Annotated in this window: 25 protein-coding genes; 14 read left to right on the top strand and 11 right to left on the bottom strand. The window is 70.2% G+C overall.

Going from position 1 to position 25,746, the window contains the following annotated elements; genetic code table 11:
- Nucleotides 1-68: 68 nt before the first annotated feature.
- From VZQ01_RS09030 to VZQ01_RS09015, 4 genes are all read right to left on the bottom strand, one after another.
- Nucleotides 69-347, bottom strand: coding sequence for a hypothetical protein (locus VZQ01_RS09030; protein ID WP_223750270.1), 279 nt, complete (start codon nt 345-347; stop codon nt 69-71).
- A 267-nt stretch (nt 348-614) separates the two neighbouring features.
- Nucleotides 615-1,853 carry a hypothetical protein gene (locus tag VZQ01_RS09025; RefSeq protein WP_426747562.1) on the bottom strand — a complete coding sequence of 413 codons (1,239 nt, stop codon included), beginning with the start codon at nt 1,851-1,853 and terminating at the stop codon, nt 615-617.
- Nucleotides 1,854-1,994: 141 nt separating this feature from the next.
- Nucleotides 1,995-3,185, bottom strand: a complete 1,191-nt coding sequence (locus VZQ01_RS09020) for a sensor histidine kinase (RefSeq protein ID WP_426747561.1) — start codon at nt 3,183-3,185, stop codon at nt 1,995-1,997.
- Nucleotides 3,175-3,849 carry a response regulator transcription factor gene (locus tag VZQ01_RS09015; RefSeq protein ID WP_426747560.1) on the bottom strand — a complete coding sequence of 225 codons (675 nt, stop codon included), beginning with the start codon at nt 3,847-3,849 and terminating at the stop codon, nt 3,175-3,177. The genes VZQ01_RS09020 and VZQ01_RS09015 overlap by 11 nt, the downstream gene beginning before the upstream one ends.
- Before the next feature lie 140 nt (nt 3,850-3,989).
- Here VZQ01_RS09015 and VZQ01_RS09010 point away from each other — a divergent pair, with 140 nt between their 5' ends.
- Nucleotides 3,990-4,778, top strand: coding sequence for an alpha/beta hydrolase (locus tag VZQ01_RS09010; RefSeq protein ID WP_426747559.1), 789 nt, complete (start codon nt 3,990-3,992; stop codon nt 4,776-4,778).
- Between the two features lies 1 nt (nt 4,779).
- On the opposite strand, the gene VZQ01_RS09005 is transcribed toward VZQ01_RS09010, so the two are convergent.
- From VZQ01_RS09005 to VZQ01_RS08985, 5 genes are all read right to left on the bottom strand, one after another.
- Nucleotides 4,780-5,595 carry a MerR family transcriptional regulator gene (locus VZQ01_RS09005; RefSeq protein ID WP_223750275.1) on the bottom strand — a complete coding sequence of 272 codons (816 nt, stop codon included), beginning with the start codon at nt 5,593-5,595 and terminating at the stop codon, nt 4,780-4,782.
- Nucleotides 5,592-6,662 (bottom strand): alpha/beta fold hydrolase, encoded by a 1,071-nt coding sequence (locus VZQ01_RS09000; RefSeq protein ID WP_267697335.1) that lies wholly within the window; start codon nt 6,660-6,662, stop codon nt 5,592-5,594. The genes VZQ01_RS09005 and VZQ01_RS09000 overlap by 4 nt, the downstream gene beginning before the upstream one ends.
- A gap of 80 nt (nt 6,663-6,742) precedes the next feature.
- The gene (locus VZQ01_RS08995) at nt 6,743-7,429 is read right to left on the bottom strand and encodes a hypothetical protein (protein ID WP_267697334.1); all 687 of its coding nucleotides are present in this window, start codon (nt 7,427-7,429) and stop codon (nt 6,743-6,745) included.
- A gap of 216 nt (nt 7,430-7,645) precedes the next feature.
- Nucleotides 7,646-8,185 carry a GFA family protein gene (locus VZQ01_RS08990; RefSeq protein ID WP_426747558.1) on the bottom strand — a complete coding sequence of 180 codons (540 nt, stop codon included), beginning with the start codon at nt 8,183-8,185 and terminating at the stop codon, nt 7,646-7,648.
- Nucleotides 8,182-8,823, bottom strand: coding sequence for a TetR/AcrR family transcriptional regulator (locus VZQ01_RS08985; protein WP_426747557.1), 642 nt, complete (start codon nt 8,821-8,823; stop codon nt 8,182-8,184). Before VZQ01_RS08985 ends, VZQ01_RS08990 begins: the two co-directional genes overlap by 4 nt.
- A gap of 102 nt (nt 8,824-8,925) precedes the next feature.
- Here VZQ01_RS08985 and VZQ01_RS08980 point away from each other — a divergent pair, with 102 nt between their 5' ends.
- From VZQ01_RS08980 to VZQ01_RS08950, 7 genes are all read left to right on the top strand, one after another.
- Complete coding sequence (locus VZQ01_RS08980; protein WP_141322985.1) at nt 8,926-9,177, top strand: hypothetical protein; 252 nt, start codon at nt 8,926-8,928, stop codon at nt 9,175-9,177.
- A 188-nt stretch (nt 9,178-9,365) separates the two neighbouring features.
- On the top strand, nt 9,366-9,944 hold the full coding sequence (locus VZQ01_RS08975; RefSeq protein WP_426747556.1) for a NapC/NirT family cytochrome c: 579 nt from the start codon (nt 9,366-9,368) through the stop codon (nt 9,942-9,944).
- Entirely contained in the window at nt 9,941-10,138 is a 198-nt protein-coding gene (locus VZQ01_RS08970) for a hypothetical protein (RefSeq protein ID WP_223750280.1), read from the top strand. Before VZQ01_RS08975 ends, VZQ01_RS08970 begins: the two co-directional genes overlap by 4 nt.
- Nucleotides 10,135-10,500, top strand: coding sequence for a c(7)-type cytochrome triheme domain-containing protein (locus VZQ01_RS08965; protein WP_426747555.1), 366 nt, complete (start codon nt 10,135-10,137; stop codon nt 10,498-10,500). Before VZQ01_RS08970 ends, VZQ01_RS08965 begins: the two co-directional genes overlap by 4 nt.
- Entirely contained in the window at nt 10,487-12,910 is a 2,424-nt protein-coding gene (locus VZQ01_RS08960; RefSeq protein ID WP_426747553.1) for a hypothetical protein, read from the top strand. Before VZQ01_RS08965 ends, VZQ01_RS08960 begins: the two co-directional genes overlap by 14 nt.
- Nucleotides 12,900-13,319, top strand: a complete 420-nt coding sequence (locus VZQ01_RS08955) for a hypothetical protein (protein ID WP_223785498.1) — start codon at nt 12,900-12,902, stop codon at nt 13,317-13,319. The genes VZQ01_RS08960 and VZQ01_RS08955 overlap by 11 nt, the downstream gene beginning before the upstream one ends.
- Before the next feature lie 26 nt (nt 13,320-13,345).
- Nucleotides 13,346-15,667 (top strand): Ig-like domain-containing protein, encoded by a 2,322-nt coding sequence (locus VZQ01_RS08950; RefSeq protein WP_426747552.1) that lies wholly within the window; start codon nt 13,346-13,348, stop codon nt 15,665-15,667.
- Between the two features lie 58 nt (nt 15,668-15,725).
- On the opposite strand, the gene VZQ01_RS08945 is transcribed toward VZQ01_RS08950, so the two are convergent.
- The gene (locus tag VZQ01_RS08945; protein WP_426747550.1) at nt 15,726-16,817 is read right to left on the bottom strand and encodes a WD40 repeat domain-containing protein; all 1,092 of its coding nucleotides are present in this window, start codon (nt 16,815-16,817) and stop codon (nt 15,726-15,728) included.
- A gap of 59 nt (nt 16,818-16,876) precedes the next feature.
- Nucleotides 16,877-18,073 (bottom strand): cytochrome P450, encoded by a 1,197-nt coding sequence (locus tag VZQ01_RS08940; protein WP_267697327.1) that lies wholly within the window; start codon nt 18,071-18,073, stop codon nt 16,877-16,879.
- 415 nt (nt 18,074-18,488) lie between these two features.
- On the opposite strand from VZQ01_RS08940, the gene mxcH reads away from it, so the two are divergent.
- The 6 genes from mxcH (at nt 18,489) to VZQ01_RS08910 (ending at nt 25,671) form a co-directional block, all read left to right on the top strand.
- Nucleotides 18,489-21,059, top strand: coding sequence for a TonB-dependent siderophore myxochelin receptor MxcH (mxcH, locus tag VZQ01_RS08935; protein ID WP_426747548.1), 2,571 nt, complete (start codon nt 18,489-18,491; stop codon nt 21,057-21,059).
- A 48-nt stretch (nt 21,060-21,107) separates the two neighbouring features.
- Entirely contained in the window at nt 21,108-22,400 is a 1,293-nt protein-coding gene (locus VZQ01_RS08930; protein WP_267697325.1) for a DUF4374 domain-containing protein, read from the top strand.
- Between the two features lie 82 nt (nt 22,401-22,482).
- Nucleotides 22,483-22,755 carry a hypothetical protein gene (locus VZQ01_RS08925; protein ID WP_223750290.1) on the top strand — a complete coding sequence of 91 codons (273 nt, stop codon included), beginning with the start codon at nt 22,483-22,485 and terminating at the stop codon, nt 22,753-22,755.
- On the top strand, nt 22,755-23,045 hold the full coding sequence (locus tag VZQ01_RS08920) for a hypothetical protein (protein WP_141322973.1): 291 nt from the start codon (nt 22,755-22,757) through the stop codon (nt 23,043-23,045). The genes VZQ01_RS08925 and VZQ01_RS08920 overlap by 1 nt, the downstream gene beginning before the upstream one ends.
- 17 nt (nt 23,046-23,062) lie before the next feature.
- The gene (locus VZQ01_RS08915) at nt 23,063-24,718 is read left to right on the top strand and encodes a PepSY-associated TM helix domain-containing protein (protein ID WP_426747547.1); all 1,656 of its coding nucleotides are present in this window, start codon (nt 23,063-23,065) and stop codon (nt 24,716-24,718) included.
- Nucleotides 24,718-25,671 (top strand): alpha/beta hydrolase, encoded by a 954-nt coding sequence (locus VZQ01_RS08910; protein WP_223750293.1) that lies wholly within the window; start codon nt 24,718-24,720, stop codon nt 25,669-25,671. Before VZQ01_RS08915 ends, VZQ01_RS08910 begins: the two co-directional genes overlap by 1 nt.
- Nucleotides 25,672-25,746 lie beyond the last annotated feature (75 nt).

The following is a 25,746-nucleotide window of genomic DNA, read 5'->3' as shown; positions in this document are numbered from 1 at the left end:
CGGGGGGATGTGGTGTGTTCAAGAGAGGGTGCTTCGGGCCTACACGTCAAAGCACCTGGCCTGACACGTCAATGGGGGCGTGTTGTCGTGTCAGCCGCGGTGGCCTGACTCTCGAGTGCGTGGGTCAACGCCAGGGACTCCCGCCGGACCTGTCGAGAGCCCACGAGCCACGGCAGGCCCGCGAAGGCATACATCATCGCCAGGAAGCCCCAGAGCCAGGCGGTCCCCCACAGGAACCGGAACGTCGCGAGCGTCCCGAGCACCAACGCGGCGAGGGGCAGGATGACCGAGTCGTGCCACACCAGGCGAGTCACCACCTGGACCTCCTTCTCAGCCACCTTCTCCACGGAGGACTCCACGTGGTTCCTCGGGCGCCACACCCAGCGCTCCCAGGCAGGGATTTGCCGGTGGATCACGAGGCGCTCGCCGCGCCGCTTGCCCGAGTACCACTGGGGCCCTCCGGCTTCGCCAGGCGCCGCGGGCAACCTGAAGGAGCCCTCCCATGCGGCCCACCGCGGGTCCGTCGTCGGGTTCACCTCGAGTCGAACAGTCCGTGTGACGCGCATGTGTGACTCCCTTGTTCGCGCTTCCTGGGCAGGTGTGGAACCCGGCCCTCACTTCGCGGCGGGGTCCAGGTCCGCCGGCAGCCGCATGGAGGACAGCAGCTCGCGGAACACCTGCCAGCGGCGCTCGGGCGAGGTGTCGGCGCCCATGTGGCGCTCGACGTACTGCTTCACCAGGTCCTGGCCCAGGTTGTAGTTGATGACATACGCGCGATACGAGTCGATGAAGGCCATCTTCTGCGTCGCCCGCTCCACGGACACCAGGCCGTAGCGCACGAACCAGTCCCGCGTCGCCTCGCGGCTGAGCTGTCCGTCCAGGTACCGGCGCGCGCCCTCGTTGCTCGCGTAGGACAGCTTCGCCGCCAGCGCCTCCACGGCCACGTAGTTGGCCGCGCGCTTCGGGTCGAGCCCCGCCAGCGGGAAGAGGACGTCCCTCAAGTACGCCTCCGCGTCCGGGAACGCCACGTCGATGCCGTAGTTCGCGCTGCCCTCGGCGATGAGCGACATGGGCGAGTAGAGCGGATACACCATCAGCTCCACCCACCCGCGTCCGCGCACCAGGTGCTGCTCCAGCAGCGCGTTGTAGACGTGGTGCCCCGGGTAGCCCTCGTGCGCCGCCAGGTCGATGGCGCGCAGGATGTAGAAGGGCAGGTCCGTGTTGATCTGGATGACGCTGGTCGAGTTGCCCTTGTACCAGTTGTAGCCACTCCACGGCTTGTTGGTGACGTACTCCAACGTGAAGTGCTCGTTGGCGGGCAGCTCCACGTGCTGGAGCGTGCGGCGCCGGGCCTCCTGGATGGCGACGCGGAAGACCTCGTCCAGCTTGTCCTTCGGGATGACGAAGTCGTTGCGGAAGCGGTCCAGCCGGTCGACCAGCGGACCCTGGCCGGGCAGGCGCTTGTCCAACTCCACGAGCACCGCCTCGAACTCCGCGTCGGTGTGCCCCGGGTCCTTCGCGCCGTAGAGCGCCTGGCTCTCCTCGTCGAACTTCAGCTTCTCGCCGGACAGCATCCGCACCCGCGCCTCCAGCGAGCGCAGTTGGGTCAGCAGGAAGCGGTGGCGCATCGCGAGCAGCTCATCGGCGGGCACCGGCGTCGCCTCCACCGCGGCCACCATCGCGGCGGCGCGCGCGGCAATCTCGGGCAGGGGCAGCTTCGTGGCCTCGGCCTCCTTCGCCCAGGCCTCCGGCCCGTAATAGGCGTCCACGTAGTTGCCGTCGTGCTGCCCCACGGCGAGGGCCAGCTTCACGTACTGCTCGGCGGGGGCGTCCAGCGGGGAGGGCGTCGTCATGGGGGTTCCTGGGGAGGGCGCCGTGGCTCGCGTCGCGCAGGCGAGCGTCAGCGAGACGAGGACAAGAGCGGTCAGGCGGCGGAGGCTCGAGTGCATGGGGCAGTTGTAGATGGCCCGGGTCATGAGTTCCAGCACCCGCCCTCATGAAGGCCAGGTCAGTCGGACATGTGTGCCATGCGGCTCCACCGCGCGGAGGTCCAGCGTCCACTGGAACCGGCGCGCCAGCCGCTCCACCAGCGACAGTCCGACACCGAAGCCCCTCCGCTCGGGCTCGCTCCGACCGAAGCCCACCCCTGTGTCGTCGATGCTCCACGCCTCGGGCGTGACGCGGATGACGATGCGCCCCTCTTCCGTATACGCGAGCGCGTTCTTGATGAGGTTGCCCAGCATCACCCGCGCCACGGAGCCGGGCAGCGGCACGACGACCTCGTCCGTCGCCTCGATGACGAGCGCCACGTCGCCTCGGGAGAGGTGGCCACCGTACAGCGCGAGCAGCTCGCGAGAGATGCCCACCAGTCCGCACGTCTCGTCCGAGCGCCCCGGCCGCGCCAGCCAGAGGATGCCCTCCGTCAGCAGGCCCATCTGGAGGACCGCCTGCCGCAGCCGCTCGAAGGTCGCCGAGTCCCTGGGCGGGTCCAGCTCCAGTATCTCCACCGCGCCCTGCGCCACGGCGAGCGGCGTGCGCAGCTCATGACTGGCGTCCCGGTTGAACGCCCGCTCCCGCTCCAGCAGCTCCTGGATGCGGACATCCCGGGCACTCAAGGCCTGGGACAGGGCCCGCACCTCGGTGACGACGATGTCCTCGGCTCGCGGCTCATGGCCCGACTGCACCTGCGCGACGAGCCGCTCCAGCGGAACCCCCAGCCGCCTCGCGACCAGCAGGGAGAGCCCGGCGGCGCCCAGCAGGGCCAGCACCGCGCTCACCACCAGCAGGCCCGACGTGCGACGCAGCTGGCGCGTGGTGCCGGTCAGCTCCGTCGTGTCGAGCACGCCGTAGCGCGTGAAGCCTGTCGACACGTCCGGTCGCACCGCGACATGGAAGTGTCCATGCCCGGGAGGAAAGATTTCGTACTCGCCACCCAGCGCGTCCGCCGGCACCTCCGCCTGGAGCCAGGACGGCAGGCTCGCGTGGCCCACATAGGTCCTGATGCCGAGTGGCATCACCCCATCGCCGCCGTGCTCGTCCATCGCGGCGGCGACGAGCCGCGCGAAGAGGGTGTCCTCGAGGTCGTAGCTGAAGAGCGTGAAGAACGCCCCCATGAGGACCAGCGAGAGCGCCGCGGACGACACCATGGCGCCCAGGAGGAGCGCTCGTATCGACCTAGTCCTCACGGGCCTCCAGGCTGTAGCCCTTGTTGCGGTGGGTGGTGATGCAGTCGTCCATCCCCAGCTCGGCGAGCGCGCCTCTCAGCGCATAGACGTGCGTGCGCAGGGCGCTGGACTCCGGTGCGTCGTCGCCCCAGAGCTGATGGGCGAGCGTCGCCGTCGACACGGGCCCGGGCGCGGACTCCATCAGCAGCTTGAGGAGCAGCGCCTCGGTCCGGTTGAGTCGCACGCCGCGCTCGCCGCGCCGGGCCTGTCCTGTGTCGGGCTCCAGGGTGAGCGAGCCCACCGTCAGACGCCGACCGCTCGGAGGGACGGGGCGGCGCGCCAGGGCCTCCAGCCGCAGCCGCAGCTCCCTCAGCGAGAACGGCTTGACGAGGTAGTCATCCGCGCCTGCTCGGAAGCCCTCCTCCTTGTCCTCGAGCGTGTCGCGCGCGGTGAGCATGAGGATGGGCACCAGCCGGGCGGCGAGCTGCCGGTAGCGCTGACACAGCTCGATGCCGCTCATCCCCGGCAGCATCAGGTCCAGCACGATGACGTCGTACTCGTGGCTTAGCGCGAGCGTGAGCCCCTGGGGCCCGGTGGCGGCGAAGTCGAGCTGGAAGTCCGCGCCGAGGAACCTCGCGATGTTGGCCTGGAGGTCACGGTTGTCTTCGACGACGAGCACTCGCATGAGCGGGCAGGGGACCTCGGGATGGCAGGACGGTCGCAGGCTACCGGAGGGAACGTCAATCGAACGTCAACCGCGGGTTGACGCCTGTCCGACACAGCGGAGGGCAGGGTGACGGTGAAGCTCACTTCCAGGAGTCCACCATGTTCCGCTGGCTGTCGCTGTGCGTGCTGCTGCTGTCCGCCTCCCTGGCCCGGGCCGATGCCCCGACGACGTCGCTGGACGTTCGCGGCGCGGATGGAGAGCGCATCCCCACGCGGGTGCTCGAGCCCGAAGGGGGGCACGCGAATCCACCCATCGCCGTCCTGGTGCATGGCCTCACGCGCCGCAAGGAGGACTGGCTGTCGGACGCGGGACCCACGCATGGCGGCGTCTTGAAGGACGAGCTCCTGCGGGCCGGCTACCGCGTCTATCTCTTCGACGCGCGACTGCACGGCGAGCGGGCGAACCCCGAGGCGAAGCCCGGGGCGCTCGCGAAGCTGGCCCACAAGGGCGAGCCCGCGCGGTACGTGAAGATGATCGCCGACACCGTGCGCGATGCCCACGCGCTGCTGTCCGCGGTGCTCGCCCAGGGCAAGCCGCCGCGCGTGCTCGTCGTCGGGTACAGCATGGGGGCCCAGGTGGGGCTCCTGCTGGCGGCACGCGAGAAGCGCGTCACCCACCTCATCACCATGGTGCCGCCCCACATCGACCCGTCGATGGAGGAGGTCGCCCCGTCGCGGCACATGTCGACGATTCGCCAGGACTGGTTGCTGCTGACCGCGAACCAGGATGATTTCGCGCCCGTCGCCGACAGTCGCGCCCTGTTCGAGTCCGCTCCGTCCGTGCGAAAGACACACAAGACCTTCGACAGCGGGCATGCGCTCCCGAAGGAGTACCTGGACGAGGTGCGTCGCTGGCTCTCCACGAGCCACCGGGCGCCGTCGCCCTGATTCAGTCCGGGCTCGCCTCCCACGACAGCGCGAGCTCGCTCATCCACGAGGCGCCCTGGGCCGAGTCCACGCGCAGGTAGGTCTCGCGAAGCGGGACGCTCGGGGTGCGCTCCTTCGCGTGGAGGTGGGCGAAGAGACGGGCCCAGGATGGGCCCACGGAGTGGGGCGGGCCGGAGTGCGCGAGCGTGACGGCCCGCACCTCGGGCAGCTCCGAGATGGCGACGCCCTCCGGGACGGCCCCGGGGGCCAGAGGCACGCACCAGGACTGGTCCGCGTCGTCCTCGCGGTACTCCGCCTCGTGGAAGAGGCAGAAGGGGGGCCCGGCCACGTGGGGGCCACACGCGGCCAGCAGCCGGGGGAAGAACACCGACGCGTCGGAGTATCGCCCCCGGGCCCGATGCACGGCGACACGAACGGGTGGGAGCCAGCGTTCCAGCAGGGGCGGTGGCGCGCGCAGGTAGGCCTCCGCCCGGGCCTGGTTTTCGAGCAGCGTGTCCAGCGCGAGCACGGAGCGTCGCGCGCTCGCGGCCTCCTCGGCGAGTCGGGCCCGCACGCGCGCGAGCTGCTCCGCGAGCGAGGCGCCCTGTCCCAGCTGGGTGAGCACGCCGTGAATCTCCTCCAGGGAGAGCTTCAGGTCGCGCAGCGCGCGCACGGTGTGGGCGAGCGAGATGTCGTGCTCGGTGTAGTAGCGGTAGCCCGTGGAGGCGTCCACGCGGGAGGGTTCGAGCAGCCCCTTCTCCTGGTACAGGCGCAGCGCCTTCACGGTGAGCCCGGTGATGCGAGACACCTCGCCGATGGAGTACAGCAGTCCGCTCACCGCTCCTCCTCCTGGAGGAAGGCGCGCACGGTGGCCGCGAAGGCCTCGGGCTGCTCCTCGAAGGGGAAGTGCCCGCTGCCCGCCAGCTCCACGAGTCGCGCGTGGGGAATCGCTTCTACCACGCGCGTGGTGGCCGAGCGCGGCTGCAGGTCATGGGCGCCATGGATGACGAGCGTGCGCGCGCGCACCCGGCGCAGCCATTCGCTCCAGTCGTGATGGCGTCCCAGGCTCAGGTAGAGCCCGAGCGAGAGGAAGCCTCCAGCGGCACCAGTGTCGGGAGGCCTCGTGTCGGGGCGCTCGGCGTTCAGGGCCCGGGCATACAGCGGTCCGAAGGCGGCGAAGTGCTCGGCGAGGCGGGCCTCGTCGTCCTTCAGGCGGGCAGGGAAGTCGAAGGTGTGCTTCATCCAGGCCGCGAGCTCCCGCTGGGCTGCTTCGTCCAGACGGGTGCGCACCTGGGTGAACAGGTCATCGCCCTTCGAGGGCATCGTCACCAACGGGGCCGGCGCCACGAGCACGAGCGCGTCCACCCGCTCCGGCCACTCGGCCGCGTACAGCAGGGCAATCAGGGCGCCGAAGGAGTGGCCCACCAACGTGAGTCGCTCCCGGCCGAGCAGGCGCCGGATGCGCTCCACGTCCGCGAGCTGCGCGGCGAGTCCCAGGCGGGCCTCCACCTCCTGCATGGCCCGCCAGGTGCCCCCGGGAGGCGGCAGGGTGATGGGCCGCGAGGAGGCGCCGCTGCCTCGCTGGTCATAGAAGTGCCAACGCAGGGCATCCCTCGTCAGCGCCGCCGCGCGCCAGGGGTTCGCTGGAGGCAGGCCAGGGCCTCCGTGGATGACGAGGACGTCCCGCCCCTCGCCCACGGCGACGTGGTGCAACTGGACATCACCGGTCACCTGCCAGGACGAGGCGTCCGCGCGTTGTCCCGGAGGAACCTCCAGCGTCTCGCCCCGCGCGGTCAGCACCTGCGTCACGGTGCCGGGCTGGAAGAGGGCCCTCCCCATCCACCACCAGGCGCCCGCCGCCGCGCCCGCCAGCAGGATGAGGGTTCCAAGGATTGCCGCCGCCATGCGCTTCCTCCGAGACATGTCCGTGGGTGACATGCCTGGAGGGTGGCGGTCTCCCCCAGGGGGAGAGTCAAGCACGAGGGCTACTGGAGGGTGACGGGCGGCGCCTTCTGCGTCATCTGCTGGGCGTAGTCGGACGCATGGTCCCGCATGTAATCGATGGGGTTCGCGAGTACGCCCAGGCCATTCGTCTTCGAGCGTCCCGTGTAGACGAGCTCTCCGCTCTCGTTGATGTAGTGGACGAAGAGTCCCGCGGTGCCGTCGGCGCCGAAGCGGTCCGTCTCCACGCTCCCGATGGGCGAACCATCAGGGCCCAGGACATCCTTCATGATGGGCGAGCGATACAGGTGCGCGACCGGGATGATGACACCCCTGGCGCCGGACTGTTTCACGTACTCGGCCAGCTCCTTCTTCATCCGCGGCGGGACGATGAAGCGGTCCGCGGCGATGTTCGGGAACGCGTCACACCATTCGCTGTCTCCCTTCAACTTCTTCACCTTCACCTCGGAGACATCCTTGCCATACGCGCTCCAGATGGCGGGCGCGAGATGGTCCTCGAGGTTGCGATACACCTTGTCGTTGCCCTCCGCCGGATACGCGCAGGCGAGCATGGGCGTGAGGGCATACGGGCTGTCCAACGCGTTCCATTTCCCGTCGGTGAAGTAGCGCGGGTTGGACGTCGCGAGGCCTCCGCCACAGCCGGAGAGGAGGGCGAGCGCGACAGTGGCGCACAGTGAAACAGGGACCAGGGATACACGGCGAGCGGGCATGGGAACTCCTCGAGCAAGTCGATGAACTCACGAACAATTCGTGAGCTGCTTCGACGCCCCTCGTCGCGTCCGGGGTTCCATCTATCTGCTGATGCCCGGTCGTTCCTGTGCGTTGCTGTTGCACCTGGAGGGCTCTGGTCATGCGATTGTCGGTGGTATCGTGACGCCCGAGGGCTCGTCGTCGCCAGGCTCTAGCAGGCGCATCCGCGCGCGAGGTCAGCGCGGCAGCTCCGCCTTGACGAAGGTGAGCTTCGGGCTGAGAAAGCCCATCCCCACCCACGCGCCGAGCAGCTTGATGAAGAACGCGACGGATTGGTGCCGGCTGTTGGGCACGTCCGTGGGGAGCGCGGGCCCGGGCGGCAGGTCGGAGGTCATCGTCCGCAGCTCCAGCGGAGGCAGGGTTCCGTCGGCCCAGAGGCCCCCATAGAGGCTGAGCCAGTGGCCGCTCTGGAACTCGAGGAACACGGGCGTGTTGCAGCACGTGGCGACGACGCGGCGGGTCTTCGACTCCGGCGTGAGCCGGAACTCCGCGAGGCGGTCCGTGCCCTGGAGGAAGTGGACGCGGTCCTTGCGGTAGAGCACGAAGCGTGACGCGTCCCGAGGCCCCAGCAGCAGCCGTGACGCGGGCAGCGTCTGGAATCTCGCGACGGCCGCGCGACAGCTGTCGCAGCAGCACTCGGCGCTGATGATGGGGGCTTTGTCCACCCGCAGGGAGACTTCCCCGCAGGCGCAGCCGAGCGATGAGGCCTGGGTCATGGTGAGGCTTTCTCCGGGGGGGGGAGCCTGAAGAGCAGGCGGATGTAGCGGTCCAGGTGGTCCAGGCTCTCGCGCGCGAGGGCCGCGTCGTTCCCCGCCTTGGCGAGCACGAAGGCGCCTTGAATCACCGTCTGGGTGTGGCGTGCCAGGCTCGCGGCCGTCCAGCCTCCGGAGACGCGGCGCTTGCGCATGGCGGCGGCGATGTCCGCCTCGAGCGTCTGGGCATGACCGAAGATGCTCGCGGCGCAGGCGTCCCGGATGTCGGGCGCGCTCGCGTGGACCTCCTGCGCCAGCGTGCCCACCAGACAGCAGAACTCGGCGGGGCTCCCGGTGATGATGGACTTGCGGAAGGCCACGTAGGCCAGGACCCGGTCGAGCGGGTCCGCGGGGGCGTGGTAGGGCGCGCTCGCGAAGAAGGCGGTCGTCGTCTCCTTCCAGTGCTCCGCGGCGGCCACGCCGAGCCCCTCCTTGCTCTTGAAGTGATGGAAGAAGGCGCCCTTCGTCACCTCCGCGACCTGGCAGAGCTCCTCGACCGAGGTCGCGGCGAAGCCCTTCGCGCGAATCGTGTCGCGCGCGGCCTCGAGCAGCCGCGTCCGGGCATCCCCGCGTTCTGGCGCGTGTTTCGGTGGGCGTGGCATGGTGATGTCATACCGTACGGTTGGTATGTATGCAAGTCCCGGAGGTCGAGCGTGGGTGGGCCGGCCTGTCGAAGAGGGCTCGCCAGGCGCTACGTTCCAGGGATGCGCGACCTGCAATCCCACCGGTGGATGTGGGTGAAGGCCATCCTCTTCGTCGTCATCGGCTGCGTCTCGTCGGCGCTGCTCCTGATGGAGCTGCCCGAGTGGCGCGTCCTGCTCCTGCTGCTGCTCGCCATCTGGGCCTTCTGTCGTGCCTACTACTTCGCCTTCTACGTGCTCGAGAAGTACATCGACCCGTCGTTCCGCTTCTCCGGGCTCACCTCGCTCCTGCGCCACCTCGTCGACAAGCGCTAGGGATTGGACGTGCTGTCGCTCCCCCCGGTCATGGTCGCGCAATTCTTGCGCGCCATGGCGCGGGTGCGCAGGAATTGCGTGTCGATTGCGCATCTTCATTCCAGGGTTCACGCATGGGCATGAGACCTGTATAGGAAAGGGAGCGAGGTTCCCGCCTGCCCACCCTCTTGATAGTGGTTGTCATCGCCGTGGCGGTCCTGGTCGCCCTGATTGCGTTCGCGGCGGGAGTCCTGACCGCGAGCCACCTGGGGCGGCTGGTGTTGCTCGCGGGTCTGGCCATCCTCCCACTGGTCGTCACCGGCGCGGGCGTCGCCGTGGGCGTGCGTGAGTCGTCGCAGACGCAGTTCTGCCTGGGCTGTCACGAGATGGAGCCGTACGGGCAGAGCCTGTTCGTGGACAACGCCGCGTCGCTGGCGGCGGTGCATTACCAGAAGCGGCTCATCAGCCGGGACACCACCTGCTATGCGTGCCACACGGACTACGCCCTGTTCGGTGACGCGAAGGCGAAGTTCAACGGGCTCAAGCACGTCTGGGTCCACTACTTCGGCACCATTCCCGAGCGACCGAAGCTCTATCAGCCGTATCCCAACTACAACTGCCTGCACTGTCACAGCGACGCCCGGAGCTTCCTGGAGGCGTCCGCGCACCAGCACATCCAGGCGGAGCTCCAGAGCGGCGCGCGCTCGTGTCTCACGTGTCACGACCTCGCGCACGACCTGGAGGGCGTGAAGGCGCGGAACTTCTGGCTGCCGGAGCCACGTCCATGAGCCACGAGAAGCGCATCCGGAGGGCGGCCCTGCTGGTGCTGGCGGGGTTGTGTGTCCAGCTCTTCACCACGCTGTTCTGGTCACCGCTCACCTTCGTGGTGTTCACCGCGGTGGGCGTGCCCCTGGTGTTGCTGGGAGTGGGCCTCTACGTGGTGTCCGTCTGGAAGATCCTCAAGGAGCGCAAGGCGCTATGAGCACTCCGACCTCGGAGCCCTGGCGCGCTCGCGCGGGGGCCGTGCTGCATCGCTGGCGCTGGCGGGTGGTGCTCGCCGTGCCGCTGCTCTTCGCGCCGCCCATCCTCGCGGTCAACGCGCCCCAGGATGTCCGGATTCCTCCCTTGAAGGAACGCAAGGCGCCGGTGCCGGCGCTGTTCTCACACTGGGCCCACGACTCGCAGCGTTGCTACAGCTGCCACCCGGGGGTGTTCCCCCAGGCCCCACTGGGCTTCACCCATCAGGACATGCGCGAGGGCCGCTACTGTGGCAGTTGCCACGATGGACGGGCGGCCAAGGCGCCGAGCTCCATGCGCTGCGAGGTCTGCCATGCGCCTCATTGACCTGGGCCGTCTCTGCGTGGGGGTGTTCCTGCTGACGGCGGCCATGCCCGCGCGCGCGCAGACGCAGGAGGAGAAGCGCCGCCAGCTCCAGGAGCGGCTGGGCATCCAGCGTCCGCCGACGACTCCGCCCGCACCAGAAGGCAGCGCTGACGCGGGGACTCCCGAGACCTCCGCGGCACCTGCCGCGCCCACGAAGGCGGCACCAGCACCGGTGCTGACTCCGTCGGGGCCGAGGACGGGAGGGGCGCCGAAGCCGCGCGGACCGACCTTCGCCGCCGACGCCCGGCCCATCCTCGTGGCCCGGTGTCTGTCATGTCATCGCCCGGAGGGCATGGCTGGCAGGTCGAAGTGGGTGCTGCGTGGCGATGGCACGGACTACGAGACCACGCTGCGGTTCGTGAAGCTGGATGCCGCCGCGCAGAGTCCGCTGTTGAAGAAGGGGACCGGCGCGGTCCTGCATGGTGGCAAGAAGTCGCTCGCGGCCGAGTCGCCCGAGTACGCCACGTTGCTGAAGTGGGTCGAATCCGGGGCGCTCCCAGGACAGGCCCCTGCCGGGACCGCGCTGCCCCCCTCGTCGGCGGCGGCAACGACGTTGGGGGCTCCGACTTCCGCGCGCGTGGGGGACGTGGCTTCAGCGACACCTTCGACGGTGGCAACGCCTCCGGGGGGCGCGCGCCTGGGGGAGGTGCCCTCGGCGCCACCCGCGACGGCGGCAATGCCTCCGGGGGCTCCTGCTTCCGCGCGCGTGGGAGAGTTGCCCGTCGCGCCGTCCTCGACGGGGGCAACACCTTCGGAGTCCATGGCCTCCTCGCGCGTGGGGGTGGAGTCCGTGGTGCCCTCCTCGACGGTGGCAGTACCCCCGGGGGCTCCTGCTTCCGCGCGCGTGGGGGATGCGCCGACGCCTCCTTCGTCCACGCCGCTCGCGCCAGGGACGCAGCCCGTGCCGGCGTCTGCCTCCATTTCGGACTCGCTGCGCTTCGCTCCCCGCATCCACGAGCAGCTCCTGGCGGGCTGCGCGAGCTGTCACGCGGCGGATGGGTTCGCCGGGTCCACCCGCTATGTCGCCCACTCGGAGCCCGAGCCCCACCTGCGCACGGTGCTGGCGCTGGTGACGCCCGGCTCGGCCGACACGAGCCTCCTGTATCAACGCGCGCGAGGTGACTCGCATCAGGGCGGCGCGGTGTGGGAGCCCGGGAGCGCGGAGCTCGCGCTCCTGGCCCGGTGGATTGAGGAGGGCGCGCGCGGGACGGAGGCTCCTCCCCTGGCCACCGCCGCGCCCGTTGCTCCGTCCCTGACGCCACCTGCCTCCGTGGCCACCGCTGCGCCCGCTTCTCCGTCCTCGACGCCACCCACCGAGCGGCCCGCCGCTTCATCGGGTGGGCCGCCGCCGGGCGTCCAACTCGGGACCTTCCCCGTGCTCGGCTCGCTCACGCTCAACGGGCGCTTCGACCTCAACTACGAGCGCCTCGGCTACAACGACCAGCCCTTCCAGAAGGGCGCCTCGAACGCGCTGCGCAGCTACCACCACTTCCTCTTCCTGACGCGCCAGTCCACCGAGGACCCGGTGACGCTGACGCTGGAGATGTTGTCGCTCCAGTTCTGGGAGGTGGGCTATCGCGTCAGCGGCGAGGACTGGCCGGTGCGGCTCTCCGCCAAGGTGGGCAAGGTGCTGGTGCCCTTCGGCGCCGAGCCGCTGTTCCACCATAGCTACGGCGGCCTCGCGGGCTTCGACCAGAAGGTGCTTCCGCCTGTCTACGCGCGCGAGGGGCTCACGGCGAACGTGCAGCGCCGCGAGGGGCCGTTCCTGCTCTCCGCGGATGTCTACGTCATCGCGGGCTACCAGCTCCGGCGGGCCGATGCAGTACTCAACCTCCAGTCGGACTTCGCTCCGTTGGAAGCGACGCGGCTGGGCGTGGGGACGCGGCTGGGTGGCTCCTGGGGCCCGCTGAGCCTCTGGTACTCGGCCTACTACAATCCGCTGGGATACGGCCGGAGGCTGTTCCTCCAGGCCCTGGACGTCGCGTCGTGGCGCCCTCGCGGGGTGCCGGTGCTGGAGCGCTTCTCACTGGGCGCGGGTCTGCTGCGCGCGGACGTCTCTGGAGGCGAGGCCGAGGGGTACGGCGGTCCCGGCGCGGACTACTACCACTTCGCCAGCTACCTCCAGCTCCGCTTCCATCCCACCGATTGGCTCTACCTCCAGTATCGGCAGGGCCTGCGCACCTTCGGCAATCAGCGCGGGCGGATTCTCGACACAACCGCGCTCACCCGCGAGGACGCCTCCGCGCACAACGTGGGCGCGGTCGCCCGCTGGAAGGGCTTGAGCGTGGGCCTCTTCCAGTTCTGGAACCTGGAGAAGGTGGACGAGGTGCCGGACGACTTCACGCGACTGGTGGTGGCGTATGAGTTCTAGGCTCGGACTCCTGCTCGCGCTCCTGTTCGTCCCGGGCTGCGCGGACTTCCACCGCGGCGACGCGAGCCCCGACGCGGGCACGCCCTCCGGTGGTGACGGCGGCGGTGGTGGCGACGGAGGAGGTGACGCGCCCTCGTTCGCCACGGACGCTCATCCCCTGTTGCTATCGGGCTGTCAGTCCTGCCATCGCGCTGGAGGCGCCGCGGGCAACACGGGCTTCGTGTTGACGGGCGACGCGGACGCGGACTTCCAGGTGTCGAACGCGCTGACGGACACCGCGGCGCCCGCTGGCAGCCGCCTGTTGCGCAAGGCCGCGGGGGCGGGACACGGCGGCGGAGCCATCTACGCCGACGGCACCCCCGAGTATCAGACGCTCCTGGCGTGGATCGCCGGAGGCGCGCTGCCATGACCCACACATCTCCCAGGAGGGACCCGATGAGACGAACGACGTTGCTCCTGGTCGCCGCGCTGCCCTGTCTCCTCGTGGCTTGCGCGAAGCTGGAGAACGCCAACCCGGGCATCACGACCAGCGGGGCGCATTCGGTCCTGCTGGGACAGACGCTCCAGCTCGGCGCCGCCACGCGCGAGGCCACGGATGACGGCTACACGTGGGAGAGCGAGGACCCGGCCATCGCCACGGTGGACGACACGGGATTGGTGACGGGCGTCAGCGTGGGTGAGACGGCGGTGAAGGTCGTCGGGAAGCGCTCGCGGTTGGAGGGGCGTCACGCGGTGGTGGTCGTGGGGCCCTCGGCGGGGGACGCCGGCGTGGACCCGTCGCAGGTGCCCTATTACGTGGCCTGGGCGGGCTCGCCGCACGCGGACACCACGGCGGAGGCCTTCTCTCACTGGAACGAGGAGGGGATGGTGCCCGCGACGTGCGCGCGCTGCCACAGCTCGGAGGGTTACATCGACTTCCTGGGCGGGGACGGCTCCTCCCCGGGCCGCGTGGACGCGCCGGGCAGGACGGAGTCCGTGGTGCGGTGCGAGACGTGCCATGACGCCGCGGCTTCGCGGCTGACGGCCGTCACGTTCCCGTCGGGCAAGGAGGTCACCGGGCTGGGCGCGGAGGCGCGGTGCATGGTGTGTCACCAGGGGCGCGCCGCGGGGAAGGACATCGACGCGCAGGTCGCCGACGCGGGAGTGGGGGAGGACACGGCCTCGGCGGCGCTGGGCTTCACCAACATCCATTACTACCCGGCGGCCGCCACGCTCTTCGCCGCCCAGGCGGCCGGTGGCTACCAGTACGCCGGGCAGGTCTACGACACGCGCTTCCGCCATGTGCCGGACTTCGACAAGTGCAACGAGTGCCATGACCCGCACAGCACCCGCGTCCGCTGGGACGCCTGCGCGACGTGCCATCCGGGCGTCACCGATGTCACCCAGGCGTGGAACATCCGGCAGATCGCCTCGCGCAACCAGGACTACGACGGAGACAACAACCGCACCGAGGGCATCTACTTCGAGATTCAGGGGCTGCGCGACAGGCTGCTCGCCACGCTCCAGCGCTATGGCGCCGAGCGGGCCCAGCCCCTCTGCTACGGCAACGCCCATCCCTACTGGTTCCGGGATGGAGATGGCGATGGGACATGCTCCACGGCCGAGGTCGTGGGCACCAACGCCTACAAGAGCTGGACGCCGCGGCTGCAGAAGGCGGCCTTCAATTATCAGCTCGCCCGCGTGGACCCAGGCGCGTTCGCCCACAACGCGAAGTACATCATCCAGCTCCTGCACGACTCGATTCAGTCGCTCAACGGCGCGCTGACGACCCCCTTCGATACGTCGCTGCTGGTGCGCAACGACCCCGGCCACTTCAATGGAGCGAGCAAGGCGGCGCGAAACTGGGACGCGAGCGAGACGGTGCAGGCCAGCTGCTCCCGCTGCCACAGCGGCGCACAGGGCTACCGGTTCTTCGTGCAGTATGGCGTGGGGCAGGCGGTGCCGGAGACGGCCAACGGGCTGGAGTGCGCCACGTGTCACGAGAGCTTCGCGCCGGACTACGACGTGTTCGTCCCCACGCGCACGTGGCTGCCGGATGGCACGACGGTGAACCTGCCGGGCCAGGACAACCTCTGCGCGAACTGCCACATCGGACGCGCGTCGAAGGCCACGCTCGACAATGCCTTGGCGGCGGGAGGCACGCCCCGCTTCCAGAACGTCCACTACATGCCCGCCGCCGGGACGCGTGAGGGCACGCTGGCGAAGACAGGGTACGAGTACCCGGGCAAGACGTACGCCGGGCGGCTCTCGCACCTGGGGGGCTCGCAGTGCACCAGCTGCCATGTCCCCGGCGTGAGCAACCACACCTTCCGCATCGCGGACGTGTGGAGCACGCGGTGCGAGACGTGTCATGCCGACCAGGAGTCGGCGGAGCAGGTTCGTAACGTGCACCTCCAGGACTACGACGGGGACGGCAACACCACGGAGCTGCTCCGGGCGGAGGTGGATGGCATGGCCGCGCGCCTGCTGGCCGCCATGCGCACGGTGACGAGCAACGGCCTCTGCTACAACGGCGACGTCAATCCGTACTTCTTCAAGGACACGGACAAGGACGGCACGTGCAGCGCGACGGAGGCCGTCTCGTCCAACGCGTTCGCGCCCTTCACCCCCGCGCTCGTGAAGGCGACGCACAACTACCAGCTCAGTCGCAAGGACAAGGGCGCGTGGGCCCACAACTTCAACTACGTGGGCCAGCTGCTCTTCGACAGCGTGGAGGACCTGACGGGGGCTGTGCCCGTGAACATGGTGCGCCCGTAGCCTGGGTCGCGCGGTGACGGGCTGCCAGCTCCGGGGCCAGGAACTCCTGAAGCGCCGCTCAGCGCGTCGTGAGCGGGACGACGCGCAGGTTCTTCGCCGCGCCTCCGAGAATCATGGACGCGCCGTCGGGCGAGAACGCGATGGCTCGGTGCGAGCGGTTTCCCGCCTTGAAGGCGCACCAGCGCCCATCGGTTCCGAGTTCGATGACCAGGCCGTTGTTGGTGCCGATGACACCCAGGCCGTCCTCGCGGAAGTGGACGGCATCCCCGCGGGTGCTCGGCCCCGGGGTCATTCCGCGCGTGAGCTTCTCCAGGGAGTGGCGTGAGAGCTCGTCACCGCTCCTCGCATCCAGCACGAGCGTGTCGTGCTCCACGCCGCCGCCCACAGTCACCAGCCGGTTCGTCGAGGAATCGAGCGCCATCGCGTAGACGGTGCCTTCCGTGACGAGCCGTGACGGTGGGCGCTGCCAGAGCACCTGCCCGTCGGACACACTCACCGCGGACACGCGGGAGAAGGACGTGGCCGTGTAGAGGATGTCCTTGTCGGACGACAGCACGGCGCAGGTCTCCTCATCGAGCAGGAGGGAAGGAAGCAACGGCCGACAGTCGAGGGAGGCCAGGGAGACGAGGACCATCGACGGCTCCGGCGTCACCAGGCCCGGCAGCGCGGCCGCGAGCGCCGGGTCCACGCGTCGTGTCTCCGCCCGGGTCACTCCCCCCTCCGTGACGGCGGTCCTCCAGTTCGGCGACTGGGCGATGAAGTGCGCATCGTCCACCCAGACGAAGGGCCGCATGACGGGCAGGGTGTGCACGACCTGGAAGGTGTGCAGGTCGATGACCTGGCAGCACGCCGCCTGTCCCGAGAACAACGCGCCACCCGTGAGCAGCCAGCGCCCACCCGGCGAGCGCGCGCCGGGGCCGCGCAGGTCCGTCAGCTCAGCCTCGACGTCGAAGCGGGGGCCGCTCCGGCGCACCAGCCGCCCCAACTGGCTGGCGAGGTTGGGCGCCTCGATGACCAGCAGGGAGCCATGGGGCTCGAAGGCGAGGAACTCGACGTAGGGGACCGTGTCCTTCGCGATGGGCGTGGACGCCGCGCGAGGCGGCGCCGGTGCGCGCTGAGGGTGCAACTCCACGCTGTCGATCATCCGCATGCGCGGACCCTATAACATGAGGGGTCCGCGCCCCTTCCCGTGGGGCCCCGCGCCCTGGCTCACGCGGGGAAGAGCTCGACGGGCAGCGTCGCCGGCCCGCGAACGACGAGGGAGGTGGTCCAGTCGATGCGCTCCGTGCGCAGCTCCATCCGGCTCACGTGGGGGATGAGCTCCTCCAGGGCGATGCTGGCCTCCATCCGTGCCAGCATCACCCCCAGGCAGTAGTGGATGCCGTGGCCGAAGGTGAGGTGCTGCGCGCTCTCCCGCCCCAGGATGAACCGGTCACCGTCGGGGAAGACCTTCTCGTCACGGCCCGCCGAGGCGAGCGACACCAGCACCACGCTCCCCTTGGGCAGCGCGGTGTCGGCCACGGTCACGTCTTGCAGGCACGTGCGCAGCAGCGCCACGACGGAGGGCTCGTAGCGCAGGGTCTCCTCGACGAAGCGGGGGATGAGGGTCGGCGTCTCCCGCAGGCGGGAGAGCAGCTCCGGGTGCTGACAGAGCATCCGGGCGCACTGACCGATGAGATAGGTCGTCGTCTCCACCCCGCCGGTGAACAGCACGAAGAAGAAGCTCATCAGCTCCTGTGGGGTCAGGGCCTGCCCGCCCGCGCGGGCCTGGAGCAAATCACTCATCAAGTCATCGCCCGGCGTCTTGCGCCGCGCGTCCAGGGCGTCCTGGACGTACCGCTCCATCTCGTCGAGCGTCCGTCGGCACTGCTCCATCTGCTTCGTGTCCTCCGGGTGGACACCGCCGATGAGGGCGATGTCATGCGCCCAGCGCTCGAAGTGCTTCAGCAGCGCGGTGTCCAGCCCGAGCAGCCAGCAGACGACGGTGGCGGGAACGGGCACGGCGAGGGCTTCCATGTAGTCCACCGTCCGCTGCTCCATCATCCGCGCGATGCGCTCCCGGGTGAGGGCGCGGATTCGCGGCTCCAGGCGCTTGATGGCCGCGGAGGTGAAGTCCCGCAGGATGAGGGTCCGCAGCCGTCCGTGTTGGGGCGGGTCCAGGAAGGGAAGCGACTCCGCCAGGGGATTGGCGCGCCCGAGCCATTCCGGCTGGAACGCCAGGCGCATCCCCGTGGAGGAGAAGAGCTGCGGCGACTTGAGCACGTGTTGTGCTTCGTCGTAGCGGGTGACGGCCCACATGCCGCCCGGGTCCACCTGCACGATGGGCCCCTGGCGCCGGAGCTCCGCCAGGTGGGCGTGCAGGTTCGCGATGACTTCGGGAGACAGGCAGTCGAGGCGGGTCCTCATGAGGCGACGTCCTCCAGGTTCGCTGAGCGTTTCCGCGGGCGGTGCGGCTGTCTGGATTGTCATTGTGAAGGCCGCGCATGTCGCGGTTGAGCAGGAATTGAGCGGGACGTGAAGGGGGCTCGAAGTCCGCCACCGGACACCTCCCCTGTCTCCCCTGGCACCGGGACCTCTTCGGGAAGCGCGGCTCGATGCGGCCTTGGAGTGCCCCACGCGCAAGGATTGCGGGCTCGGAGTCACCGGCCCTATCAGTCTCAGTAGCGCAGGTCTCCGGACGGCCCCCTGTTCCGACCCGGGAGAGCCTCCCTGATTGACCCCCACCGCCACCGCTGATAGGACAAAGGTGGTGTGGGTCGATAATGAATATGAGATTCAAAATCGAAATCATCCTGGGAGCTCCGACCCGCACTCCCTGAACATGCCTACACCTCGTCGCTGTCGGGGCGCCCTCGCGCCGACCTCTTCGTTCTCCGCACTGGTGCTGCTGTCCCTGCTGTCGGGAGGGGATGCGCGTGCGCAGGAGGCGAGTGAGCCTCCGGGGACCGCTGTCGCCGCTCCGGCCAGCCCGGCGCCGACCGAGGAGCCCCGCGCGCCGTCCAGCGGCGTCGTCCCGCCGGTGCTCCTGTCCAAGCCGGAGGCCGTCTATCCGCCCCAGGCCCTGGCCGCGAAGGTCGGGGGCGCGGTGAAGCTCCTGCTGACGCTGGACGAGGAGGGCCGCGTCACGCGCGCGCAGGTCGTCGAGGGGCTTGGCCACGGGCTGGACGAGGCGGCCGTGGACGCGCTGGCGAAGGCGCGCTTCACGCCCGCGTTGCAGGACGGCACCCCCGTCGCCTGCCAGTTCGAGTTCATCCACCACTTCGTCCTCGCCGCGCCCGCCGAGGCCGCTCCCCCCGTCACCGAGAGCCCCGCGCCCCCGGCGCCCGTGGCCCAGGCGCCCGCGGAGGTCCCCCCGGAGCCGGAGTTGCCCTCCTTCACGTCGATTGTCCGGGGCAAGGCCACCGAGGCGCGCGTGCTGGTGCGTGGCTCGGAGGCGGTGGACGTGGTGGAGCTGGAGAAGGCCCATGAGCGCGCGGAGGACCTCGCGGAGGTGCTGACGCGCGCCTCGGCCGTGCAGGTCCAGAGGACGGGCGGCCTGGGCAGCCGCACGCAGCTGTCCCTGGGCGGCCTCTCCGGCGACCAGGTGCGAGTCCTCCTCGACGGCGTGCCCATCGAGTACTCGCCGTATGTCTACGGGCTGGGGAGCGTCCCGGTCTCCCTCATCCGGCAGATGGAGGTCTTCAACGGCGTCGTCCCGGTGCGCCTGGCGACGGACGCGCTGGGCGGGGCCATCCACCTGCGCTCGGACCTGGCGGCCCCGGAGACGGGCGCGTCCCTGTCGCTCCAGGCGGGCTCCTTCGGCAGCTACCGCGGCACCGGCCGGGTGACGTGGCGGGCGAACGAGCAGGTCTTCGTGCGCGCCGCGGGGTTCCATGACCGGGCCCGGAACGACTACCGCGTCACCGTCCCCGTGGCCGACCCCGTCACCGGGCGGGTGGGACCTCGCGCGCTGAACCGCAGCCATGACGCCTACCGGGGCTCCGGAGGGAGCCTGGAGCTGGGCGTCGAGTCGCTGCCGGGGCTCGACCGGCTGGTGCTCACCGGCTACCTGGGCCAGTACGACAAGGAAGTCCCGCACGACCAGCTGATGATTCGCCCCTATGGCGCCGTCACCTCCGGGCAGGAGAGCTACGGCGTGGGGCTGCGCTACGAGGTGTCCGCCCACGAGCGGCTCAAGGTGCTGGCCATCGCGGGATACAACCAGCGCATCGGTGAGCTGTACGATGTCTCGGATTGTCTCTACGACTGGTATGGCGTCTGCCAGGGGACCCAGGCACGGGCGGGTGAGATTGGCTCGTCCCCGCTGGAGAACACGCAGAAGCGGCAGACGCTGTTCGGACGTGTGCGATTGCTCGGCACGCTGCTCGACGTGGAGGACCTGGAGCTGTCGCTCGGCGCCGACGACAGCGAGCGGACGGGCGAGAACGCCTACCTCACCCGGCTGGGGCAGGAGGACCCGCTGCGGATTCCGCTCGGGCTCACGTCCGGCTTCGGAGGGCTGTCCCACCGGCAGTCCCTGTGGGAGGGCCGGCTGGAGAACACGCTGTTCGTGAAGGGCTACGTGCAGCGCCTCACCTCGGGGACCAACGCTCAGCTGGCGGAGACGCGGTGGGCGGGTGGTTACGGCGACACGCTGCGCTTCAGCGTGACGCGCTGGCTCCTGCTCAAGGCGTCCTACGAGCGCACCACGCGGATGCCCCGGGTGGAGGAGCTCTTCGGCGACGGCGGCCTGCTGGTGGAGAGCACGGCGCTGCTCCCCGAGTCGAGCCACAACGCCAACGTGGGCGTGGAGCTGCTCTCGTGGGTGACGCCCGTGGGCCGCTTCGGCGCCAACGCTTCGGCGGGCCTGCGCGACATCGAGAACCTCATCCAGCTGTTCCCCGGCGACACCACGCAGGCCTACGAGAACGTGGACCACGCCCGCTCCGTCACCGCGCACGCGGGGCTGGACTGGGACTCCCCCGGTGACTGGGTGGGGCTCACCGGCGCCGTCACCTGGCTCGACTTCAAGAACCTGGCGCAGGAGGGGCAGTTCGCGCGCTTCAAGGGCGACCGCATGCCCAACCTCCCGTGGCTGCAGGCCACCGGCACCGCGCGGTTCCAGGTGAGCCGGCTGCTCTCCCGCGAGGACGCGCTCGGCCTGGAGTGGACCACCCGCGTCGTCGGCTCGTTCGACCGCTCCTGGGAGAGCGCGGGCAATGGCGGCACGAAGCAGTCGGTGCCGACGCAGGTGCTGCACTCCACCGCGCTCACCTACCGCGCCCGGTTCGAGCGGCGCGCGTATTCCTTCTCCTTCAACCTCCACAACCTCACCGACGCCGCCGCCTTCGACCTCGTCGGTGTCCAGCGGCCGGGGCGCGCCCTGTCCGCGCGCCTCACCGTCGACCTCTGAGCCGCCCTCCGTGTCCCCTTTCAGGATGTCATCGCCAAAGGAAGCCCGATGAAGCTGAAGTCCGCACTGCTCGCTCTCGCCGTGTTCGCCACCGCCTGCTCGGATTCGGATGACCCGACGCCGACTCCGGATGCCGGCAACCCGACGGACCCGGACGCGGGGACGCCGGACCCGCTCTACGCCCTCATCACCCAGGTGCCCATCGCCGGTGGCAACACCCAGAGCTACCTGGTGACGGTGGACGACATCCAGGAGGCGAAGACCGTCGGCATCGCCAACGCCCTCGAGCTGTCCGCGGACGCGTACATCGTCGCGGGCTACCCGGGTGCCGGGAAGCTGTTCGTGAGCAGCTCGACCCAGCCGACGATGACGCCCTACACGCTCAACGCCTCCGGGGCGCTCGTGCCGGAGGCCGCGCTGTCCTTCACCGGCTACGGCGTCCGCGCGACCAACGGCTACCAGTCCCAGCACTACTTCGTCAGCGAGTCGAAGGCCTATTACTTCGACCACGTGAACTACAAGCTGGTCATCTGGAACCCGAAGGACCTGTCCCTCATCGGCTCCAAGGACCTGACGGCGCAGCTCAAGGACGGCGAGTTCACGTTCCGCTATTCGCAGAGCCTGGCCGTCACCGCGGGCAATGACGTCATCATCGCCGGTGGCTGGCACGCCGCCGACGTGAAGACGATTCCGGCCAAGACAGCGCTGGTCATCGTGGATACGCAGACGGACGAAGTCACGGTGAAGACCGACACCCGCTGCGGCTGGGCGCGCGACGGCGTCAAGCACACGGACGGGAAGATCTACTACGCCACCGAGTCGCTCGCCGCCGGCGCGCACTTCGTGTCGCCCACGACGGCGGCGAAGCCGTGCATGATTCGCTTCGACCCCGCGACGGGCGAGTTCGACAACTGGTTCACCACGCTCGACGCCTTCGTCTCTCCCGGCACGGATGGAGACATCGCGTCCATGCTGCTGCCCGGCGCGCCCGGCAAGGGCTACGTGCGGGTGATGGACAAGGCGGCCGCGCAGGTCGCGTTCGACGCCGCGGTGGCGGGTGGCCGGCCCTTCCACGGCAGCCATGCCTCGACGGGCGGGTGGTGGAGCCTGTGGGAGGTGACGCTCGGCGACGCTCCGACGGCGACGGCCGTGGTGCGCGACGACCTGGTGCCCACCAACGGCCGCACCATTCCCCAGAACCCGGGCGAGTTCCTGGTGCTGCCCGAGTTCGTCAACGACAACGCCCAGACGCGCTTCCGCATCATGAGCCCGCAGACGGGCCTGGGTGACGCGAAGACCGTCGTCGAGGGCCAGGTGCGCGGCCTGCTGCGCGTCCGCTAGTCCTCGCTGTTCCTCGAGCAGGGCCTCCGCCGTGTCCCGGCGGGGGCCTTTGCTCCCGCTGTCCCTTGCTTCCCCGGGCGCCATGAATCCCTTCGTCCCCCTCGCGCTGCTGCTCTCCCTCGGGGGATGTCTCGGCCTGTACCTGTCCTCGCGCCACCAGCGCCTGCTGCGCGCTGCCTTGCCCGCGCGTCCGGCGCGCTGGGTGGGCTCGCTCCTGGTGCTCGCGGCGCTGCCGCTCCTGGGGCAGTCGCTCCAGCCCTGGGTGGCGCTCTACGTGCTCTTCGTCTGGACGACGCTGCTCCTCATGCTGCTTCCGTACGCGGCGCTGCTCGTCGGGCGAGGGGAGGCTCGGTGATGGCGGGCGGCGATGAGGAGGTCCTCCGGCCGGACTGGCTCTCCAAGACGCTCGCGGGCGTGCTGCTGGGGCTGGTGCTCGCGTTCGGCGTGAGCGGCCTGTTGTCCCTGGCCCTGGCGCCCATGGCGACGAGCCCCCGCAACCAGCTCGTCATGTGGAGCGTGGTGCCGGTGTGGATGGGCGTCGTCGGCGGCTGCTTCTTCTTCAGGACGGGGCCGCGCGCCTGGCTGTGGCTGGGCGGCGCGGCGGTGCTCACCTGGGGCACCTTCCTGCTCCTGCGCAACCCCTGACCTCCGCCGGCACTCCCATGCGCTCCGCCCTCATCAAGGTCTACAAGGTCGTCCACACCTGGGCTGGCATCGTCGCCGGACTGGGGCTCTTCATCTGCTTCTACGCGGGCGCCTTCACCGTCTTCAAGGACCCGCTGGCCCGCTGGGCCACGCCGCCCGCTGAACGCGCCTCCTCGAAGCCCAGGTCCGCCGCGGAGCTGCACGCCCTGGTGAAGACCACCCTGGCCCAGCACCCCGAAGTGGCCGAGGAGTTCACCCTCACGCTCGAGGCGGCGCCGGCCCAGGCGCCTTCGCCGATGAGCTGGCACCGCAACGAGGGCGACGAGGACCACGACGTGCTCGGCGCGCGTCGGTTCCACGCCACGCTCCAGGCGAACGGCGCCGCCGTCGTCACCGAGGGACACCCCAGCAAGGTGGGCGAGTTCATCGACGTGCTGCACCGGGTGGTGGGCCTGCCCTTCGACACCGAGGTGGGCCGCGTGCTCACGGGCGTCATCTCGCTGCTCTACGCGCTCGCGCTCTTGTCGGGGCTGGTCATCGTCCTGCCGTCCCTGGTGAAGGACTTCTTCGCGCTGCGCGTGGGCAAGGGCCTCAAGCGGTGGTGGATGGACGCGCACAACGTGGTGGGCATCGCGAGCCTCCCGTTCCACCTCTTGATTGCCATCACCGCGGCGGTGTTCGGCCTCCACGACATCATCTACGACGTGCAGGACCAGCTCATCCACGGCGGGACGCTGCGCGCCGGCTTCAGGCCGGCGGCCGGTGACGTCCGGAGCGCTCCGGACCCCACCACGATGCTGCCGCCCGCGGAGCTGCTCGCCCGGGCGCGGGTCGCCGCTCCCGCGCTGGAGCCGCACTCGCTCCAGTACGTGAAGGTCGCCACGCCTCGCGCCCTGGTGCGCGTGTGGGGGCATGACCCGGCGGCGCTGTCTCCGCGCGCGCTCGGAGGGTTCGTGGCGCTGGACCCGTACAGCGGGAAGGTGCAGTCCGCCGACTTCCTCCCGGGCCAGATGTCCGCCCCCGTCACGCTCATCAGCAGCTTCTTCGCGCTGCACTTCGGGACCTTCGGCGGCCCGCCGGTGAAGTGGATCTACTTCCTGCTCGCGCTCAGCGGCGCGTGGCTGTTCTACAGCGGCAACGTGCTGTGGGTGGAGACGCGCCGCAAGAAGGCGCGCGCCGCGGGAGCGCTGCCCGTCCAGCGGCGGGACGTGCGCTGGATGGCGGCCATCACCGTCGGCATCTGCCTGGGCTGCGTGAGCGGGATTTCCTTCACCCTGGTGCTGGCGAAGTGGCTCGGCGCCCACGTGGCGGACGTGCGGGTCTTCCACCAATACGGCTACTACGCGGTCTTCTTCGCCTCCATCGGCTATGCGCTGGCGCGAGGCGCGGCGCGCGCGTCCATCGACCTCTTGTGGGGCGCGGCGCTCTGCACGCTGGCCATTCCGCTCACCACCCTGGTGGGGTGGCTCGTGCCGGGGCTCGGCCCCTGGGCGACGCTGGACGGGCTGGGCGTGGACCTCACCGCGCTCCTGGGGGCCTTCTGCTTCGCCTGGATGGCGCGGGCGACGTCCCGACGCGCGCATACGGGTCCCCAGGACAGTGTCTGGTCCCTGGGCGCTCCGGCCGCGAGCCCCGGCCAGGAGCCGTCTGTTCCCAAGGAGTGGGCCACCTGATGCGAATCCCCTTGTTCCTCGCGGCGGGGCTGTTGACCGCCAGCTGTTCCTCGGGGCCCACGCCCCGCGCCGATTCGGTGGTCCAGGTGGACTGGGCGCCGGTGACGCTGCCGGGCACGTTCCAGTTCGACCTGGCGTCGACGCACACGGGGCGGACCCACCGGATGTTCGTGGCCATCCCGGAGGGCCCCGCGCCCGCGGCGGGCCACCCCGTCATCTACCTGCTGGATGGGGGCTCGCACTTCCCCACGCTGGAGCGCCTGTCGCGTGCGCTCCCCAGGCTCGCCAAGGGCTTCGGGGTGCCGGCCGCGCCGCCCATCATCGTCGGCCTGGGCTACCCGGGCGACACGGCCGCGAGTGACCAGGCGCGCGGTGAGGACTACACGCCGCCGGCCCCGGACCTGTCGAACACGGGGGACCGGTTCTCGAAGAAGCAGGGCGGGGCGGACCGCTTCCTGGACTTCGTGAAGAAGGAGTTGGAGCCCGTGCTCGCGGCGCGGCTGCCGCTGGACACGTCGCGCACGGCGCTGATGGGCCACTCCTATGGTGGGCTCCTGGTGGTGCACGCGCTCTTCACGCGGCCCACGTCGTTCCAGACGTTCATCGCCGGCAGCCCCTCCCTCTGGTGGAACCACCGCCACGTGCTCACCGGGAAGCCGTCCTTCCTGGCGCACCACGCGGCGACGCCGGTGAGGGCGCGTGTGCTGCTCACGGTGGGGGGGCTCGAGCAGACGCCGCGCAAGAGCCAGGGTGAGCGGGGCATGCTCGCCGTCGAGCGGCGGATGGTCGACAACACCCGCGAGCTGTCCGGCGAGCTGTCCGCCCTGGGCGGCGGGCTGGAGGTGCGGTTCCTGGAGTTCCCGGGCGAGGACCACTACGGCGCCTGGATGCCCATGCTGAGCCGCGGGCTGCTGTTCTTCTCCGCGCCCCCGCTGTTGCCGGGCGCCGAGTGACGCCCAGCGGCGTGTAGTCGTGCCGTTCACGGTGGCCGCCCTCGAGGCGTGAACAAGGTCGGCCACCTTGGCGAA

The organism is Myxococcus faecalis (genome assembly GCF_050039385.1).
Taxonomy (GTDB): domain Bacteria; phylum Myxococcota; class Myxococcia; order Myxococcales; family Myxococcaceae; genus Myxococcus; species Myxococcus fulvus.
This window is presented reverse-complemented; position numbering and strand designations above follow the sequence as displayed.

Coding starts and splice junctions, on each gene's coding strand:
- VZQ01_RS09025 (WP_426747562.1), bottom strand. CDS start 1,853: ATGACGACGCCCTCCCCGCTGGACGCCCCCGCCGAGCAGTACGTGAAG.
- VZQ01_RS09015 (WP_426747560.1), bottom strand. CDS start 3,849: ATGCGAGTGCTCGTCGTCGAAGACAACCGTGACCTCCAGGCCAACATC.
- VZQ01_RS09010 (WP_426747559.1), top strand. CDS start 3,990: ATGTTCCGCTGGCTGTCGCTGTGCGTGCTGCTGCTGTCCGCCTCCCTG.
- VZQ01_RS09000 (WP_267697335.1), bottom strand. CDS start 6,662: ATGGCGGCGGCAATCCTTGGAACCCTCATCCTGCTGGCGGGCGCGGCG.
- VZQ01_RS08995 (WP_267697334.1), bottom strand. CDS start 7,429: ATGCCCGCTCGCCGTGTATCCCTGGTCCCTGTTTCACTGTGCGCCACT.
- VZQ01_RS08990 (WP_426747558.1), bottom strand. CDS start 8,185: ATGACCCAGGCCTCATCGCTCGGCTGCGCCTGCGGGGAAGTCTCCCTG.
- VZQ01_RS08985 (WP_426747557.1), bottom strand. CDS start 8,823: ATGCCACGCCCACCGAAACACGCGCCAGAACGCGGGGATGCCCGGACG.
- VZQ01_RS08980 (WP_141322985.1), top strand. CDS start 8,926: ATGCGCGACCTGCAATCCCACCGGTGGATGTGGGTGAAGGCCATCCTC.
- VZQ01_RS08970 (WP_223750280.1), top strand. CDS start 9,941: ATGAGCCACGAGAAGCGCATCCGGAGGGCGGCCCTGCTGGTGCTGGCG.
- VZQ01_RS08965 (WP_426747555.1), top strand. CDS start 10,135: ATGAGCACTCCGACCTCGGAGCCCTGGCGCGCTCGCGCGGGGGCCGTG.
- VZQ01_RS08960 (WP_426747553.1), top strand. CDS start 10,487: ATGCGCCTCATTGACCTGGGCCGTCTCTGCGTGGGGGTGTTCCTGCTG.
- VZQ01_RS08955 (WP_223785498.1), top strand. CDS start 12,900: ATGAGTTCTAGGCTCGGACTCCTGCTCGCGCTCCTGTTCGTCCCGGGC.
- VZQ01_RS08950 (WP_426747552.1), top strand. CDS start 13,346: ATGAGACGAACGACGTTGCTCCTGGTCGCCGCGCTGCCCTGTCTCCTC.
- VZQ01_RS08945 (WP_426747550.1), bottom strand. CDS start 16,817: ATGCGGATGATCGACAGCGTGGAGTTGCACCCTCAGCGCGCACCGGCG.
- VZQ01_RS08940 (WP_267697327.1), bottom strand. CDS start 18,073: ATGAGGACCCGCCTCGACTGCCTGTCTCCCGAAGTCATCGCGAACCTG.
- mxcH (WP_426747548.1), top strand. CDS start 18,489: ATGCCTACACCTCGTCGCTGTCGGGGCGCCCTCGCGCCGACCTCTTCG.
- VZQ01_RS08930 (WP_267697325.1), top strand. CDS start 21,108: ATGAAGCTGAAGTCCGCACTGCTCGCTCTCGCCGTGTTCGCCACCGCC.
- VZQ01_RS08925 (WP_223750290.1), top strand. CDS start 22,483: ATGAATCCCTTCGTCCCCCTCGCGCTGCTGCTCTCCCTCGGGGGATGT.
- VZQ01_RS08920 (WP_141322973.1), top strand. CDS start 22,755: ATGGCGGGCGGCGATGAGGAGGTCCTCCGGCCGGACTGGCTCTCCAAG.
- VZQ01_RS08915 (WP_426747547.1), top strand. CDS start 23,063: ATGCGCTCCGCCCTCATCAAGGTCTACAAGGTCGTCCACACCTGGGCT.
- VZQ01_RS08910 (WP_223750293.1), top strand. CDS start 24,718: ATGCGAATCCCCTTGTTCCTCGCGGCGGGGCTGTTGACCGCCAGCTGT.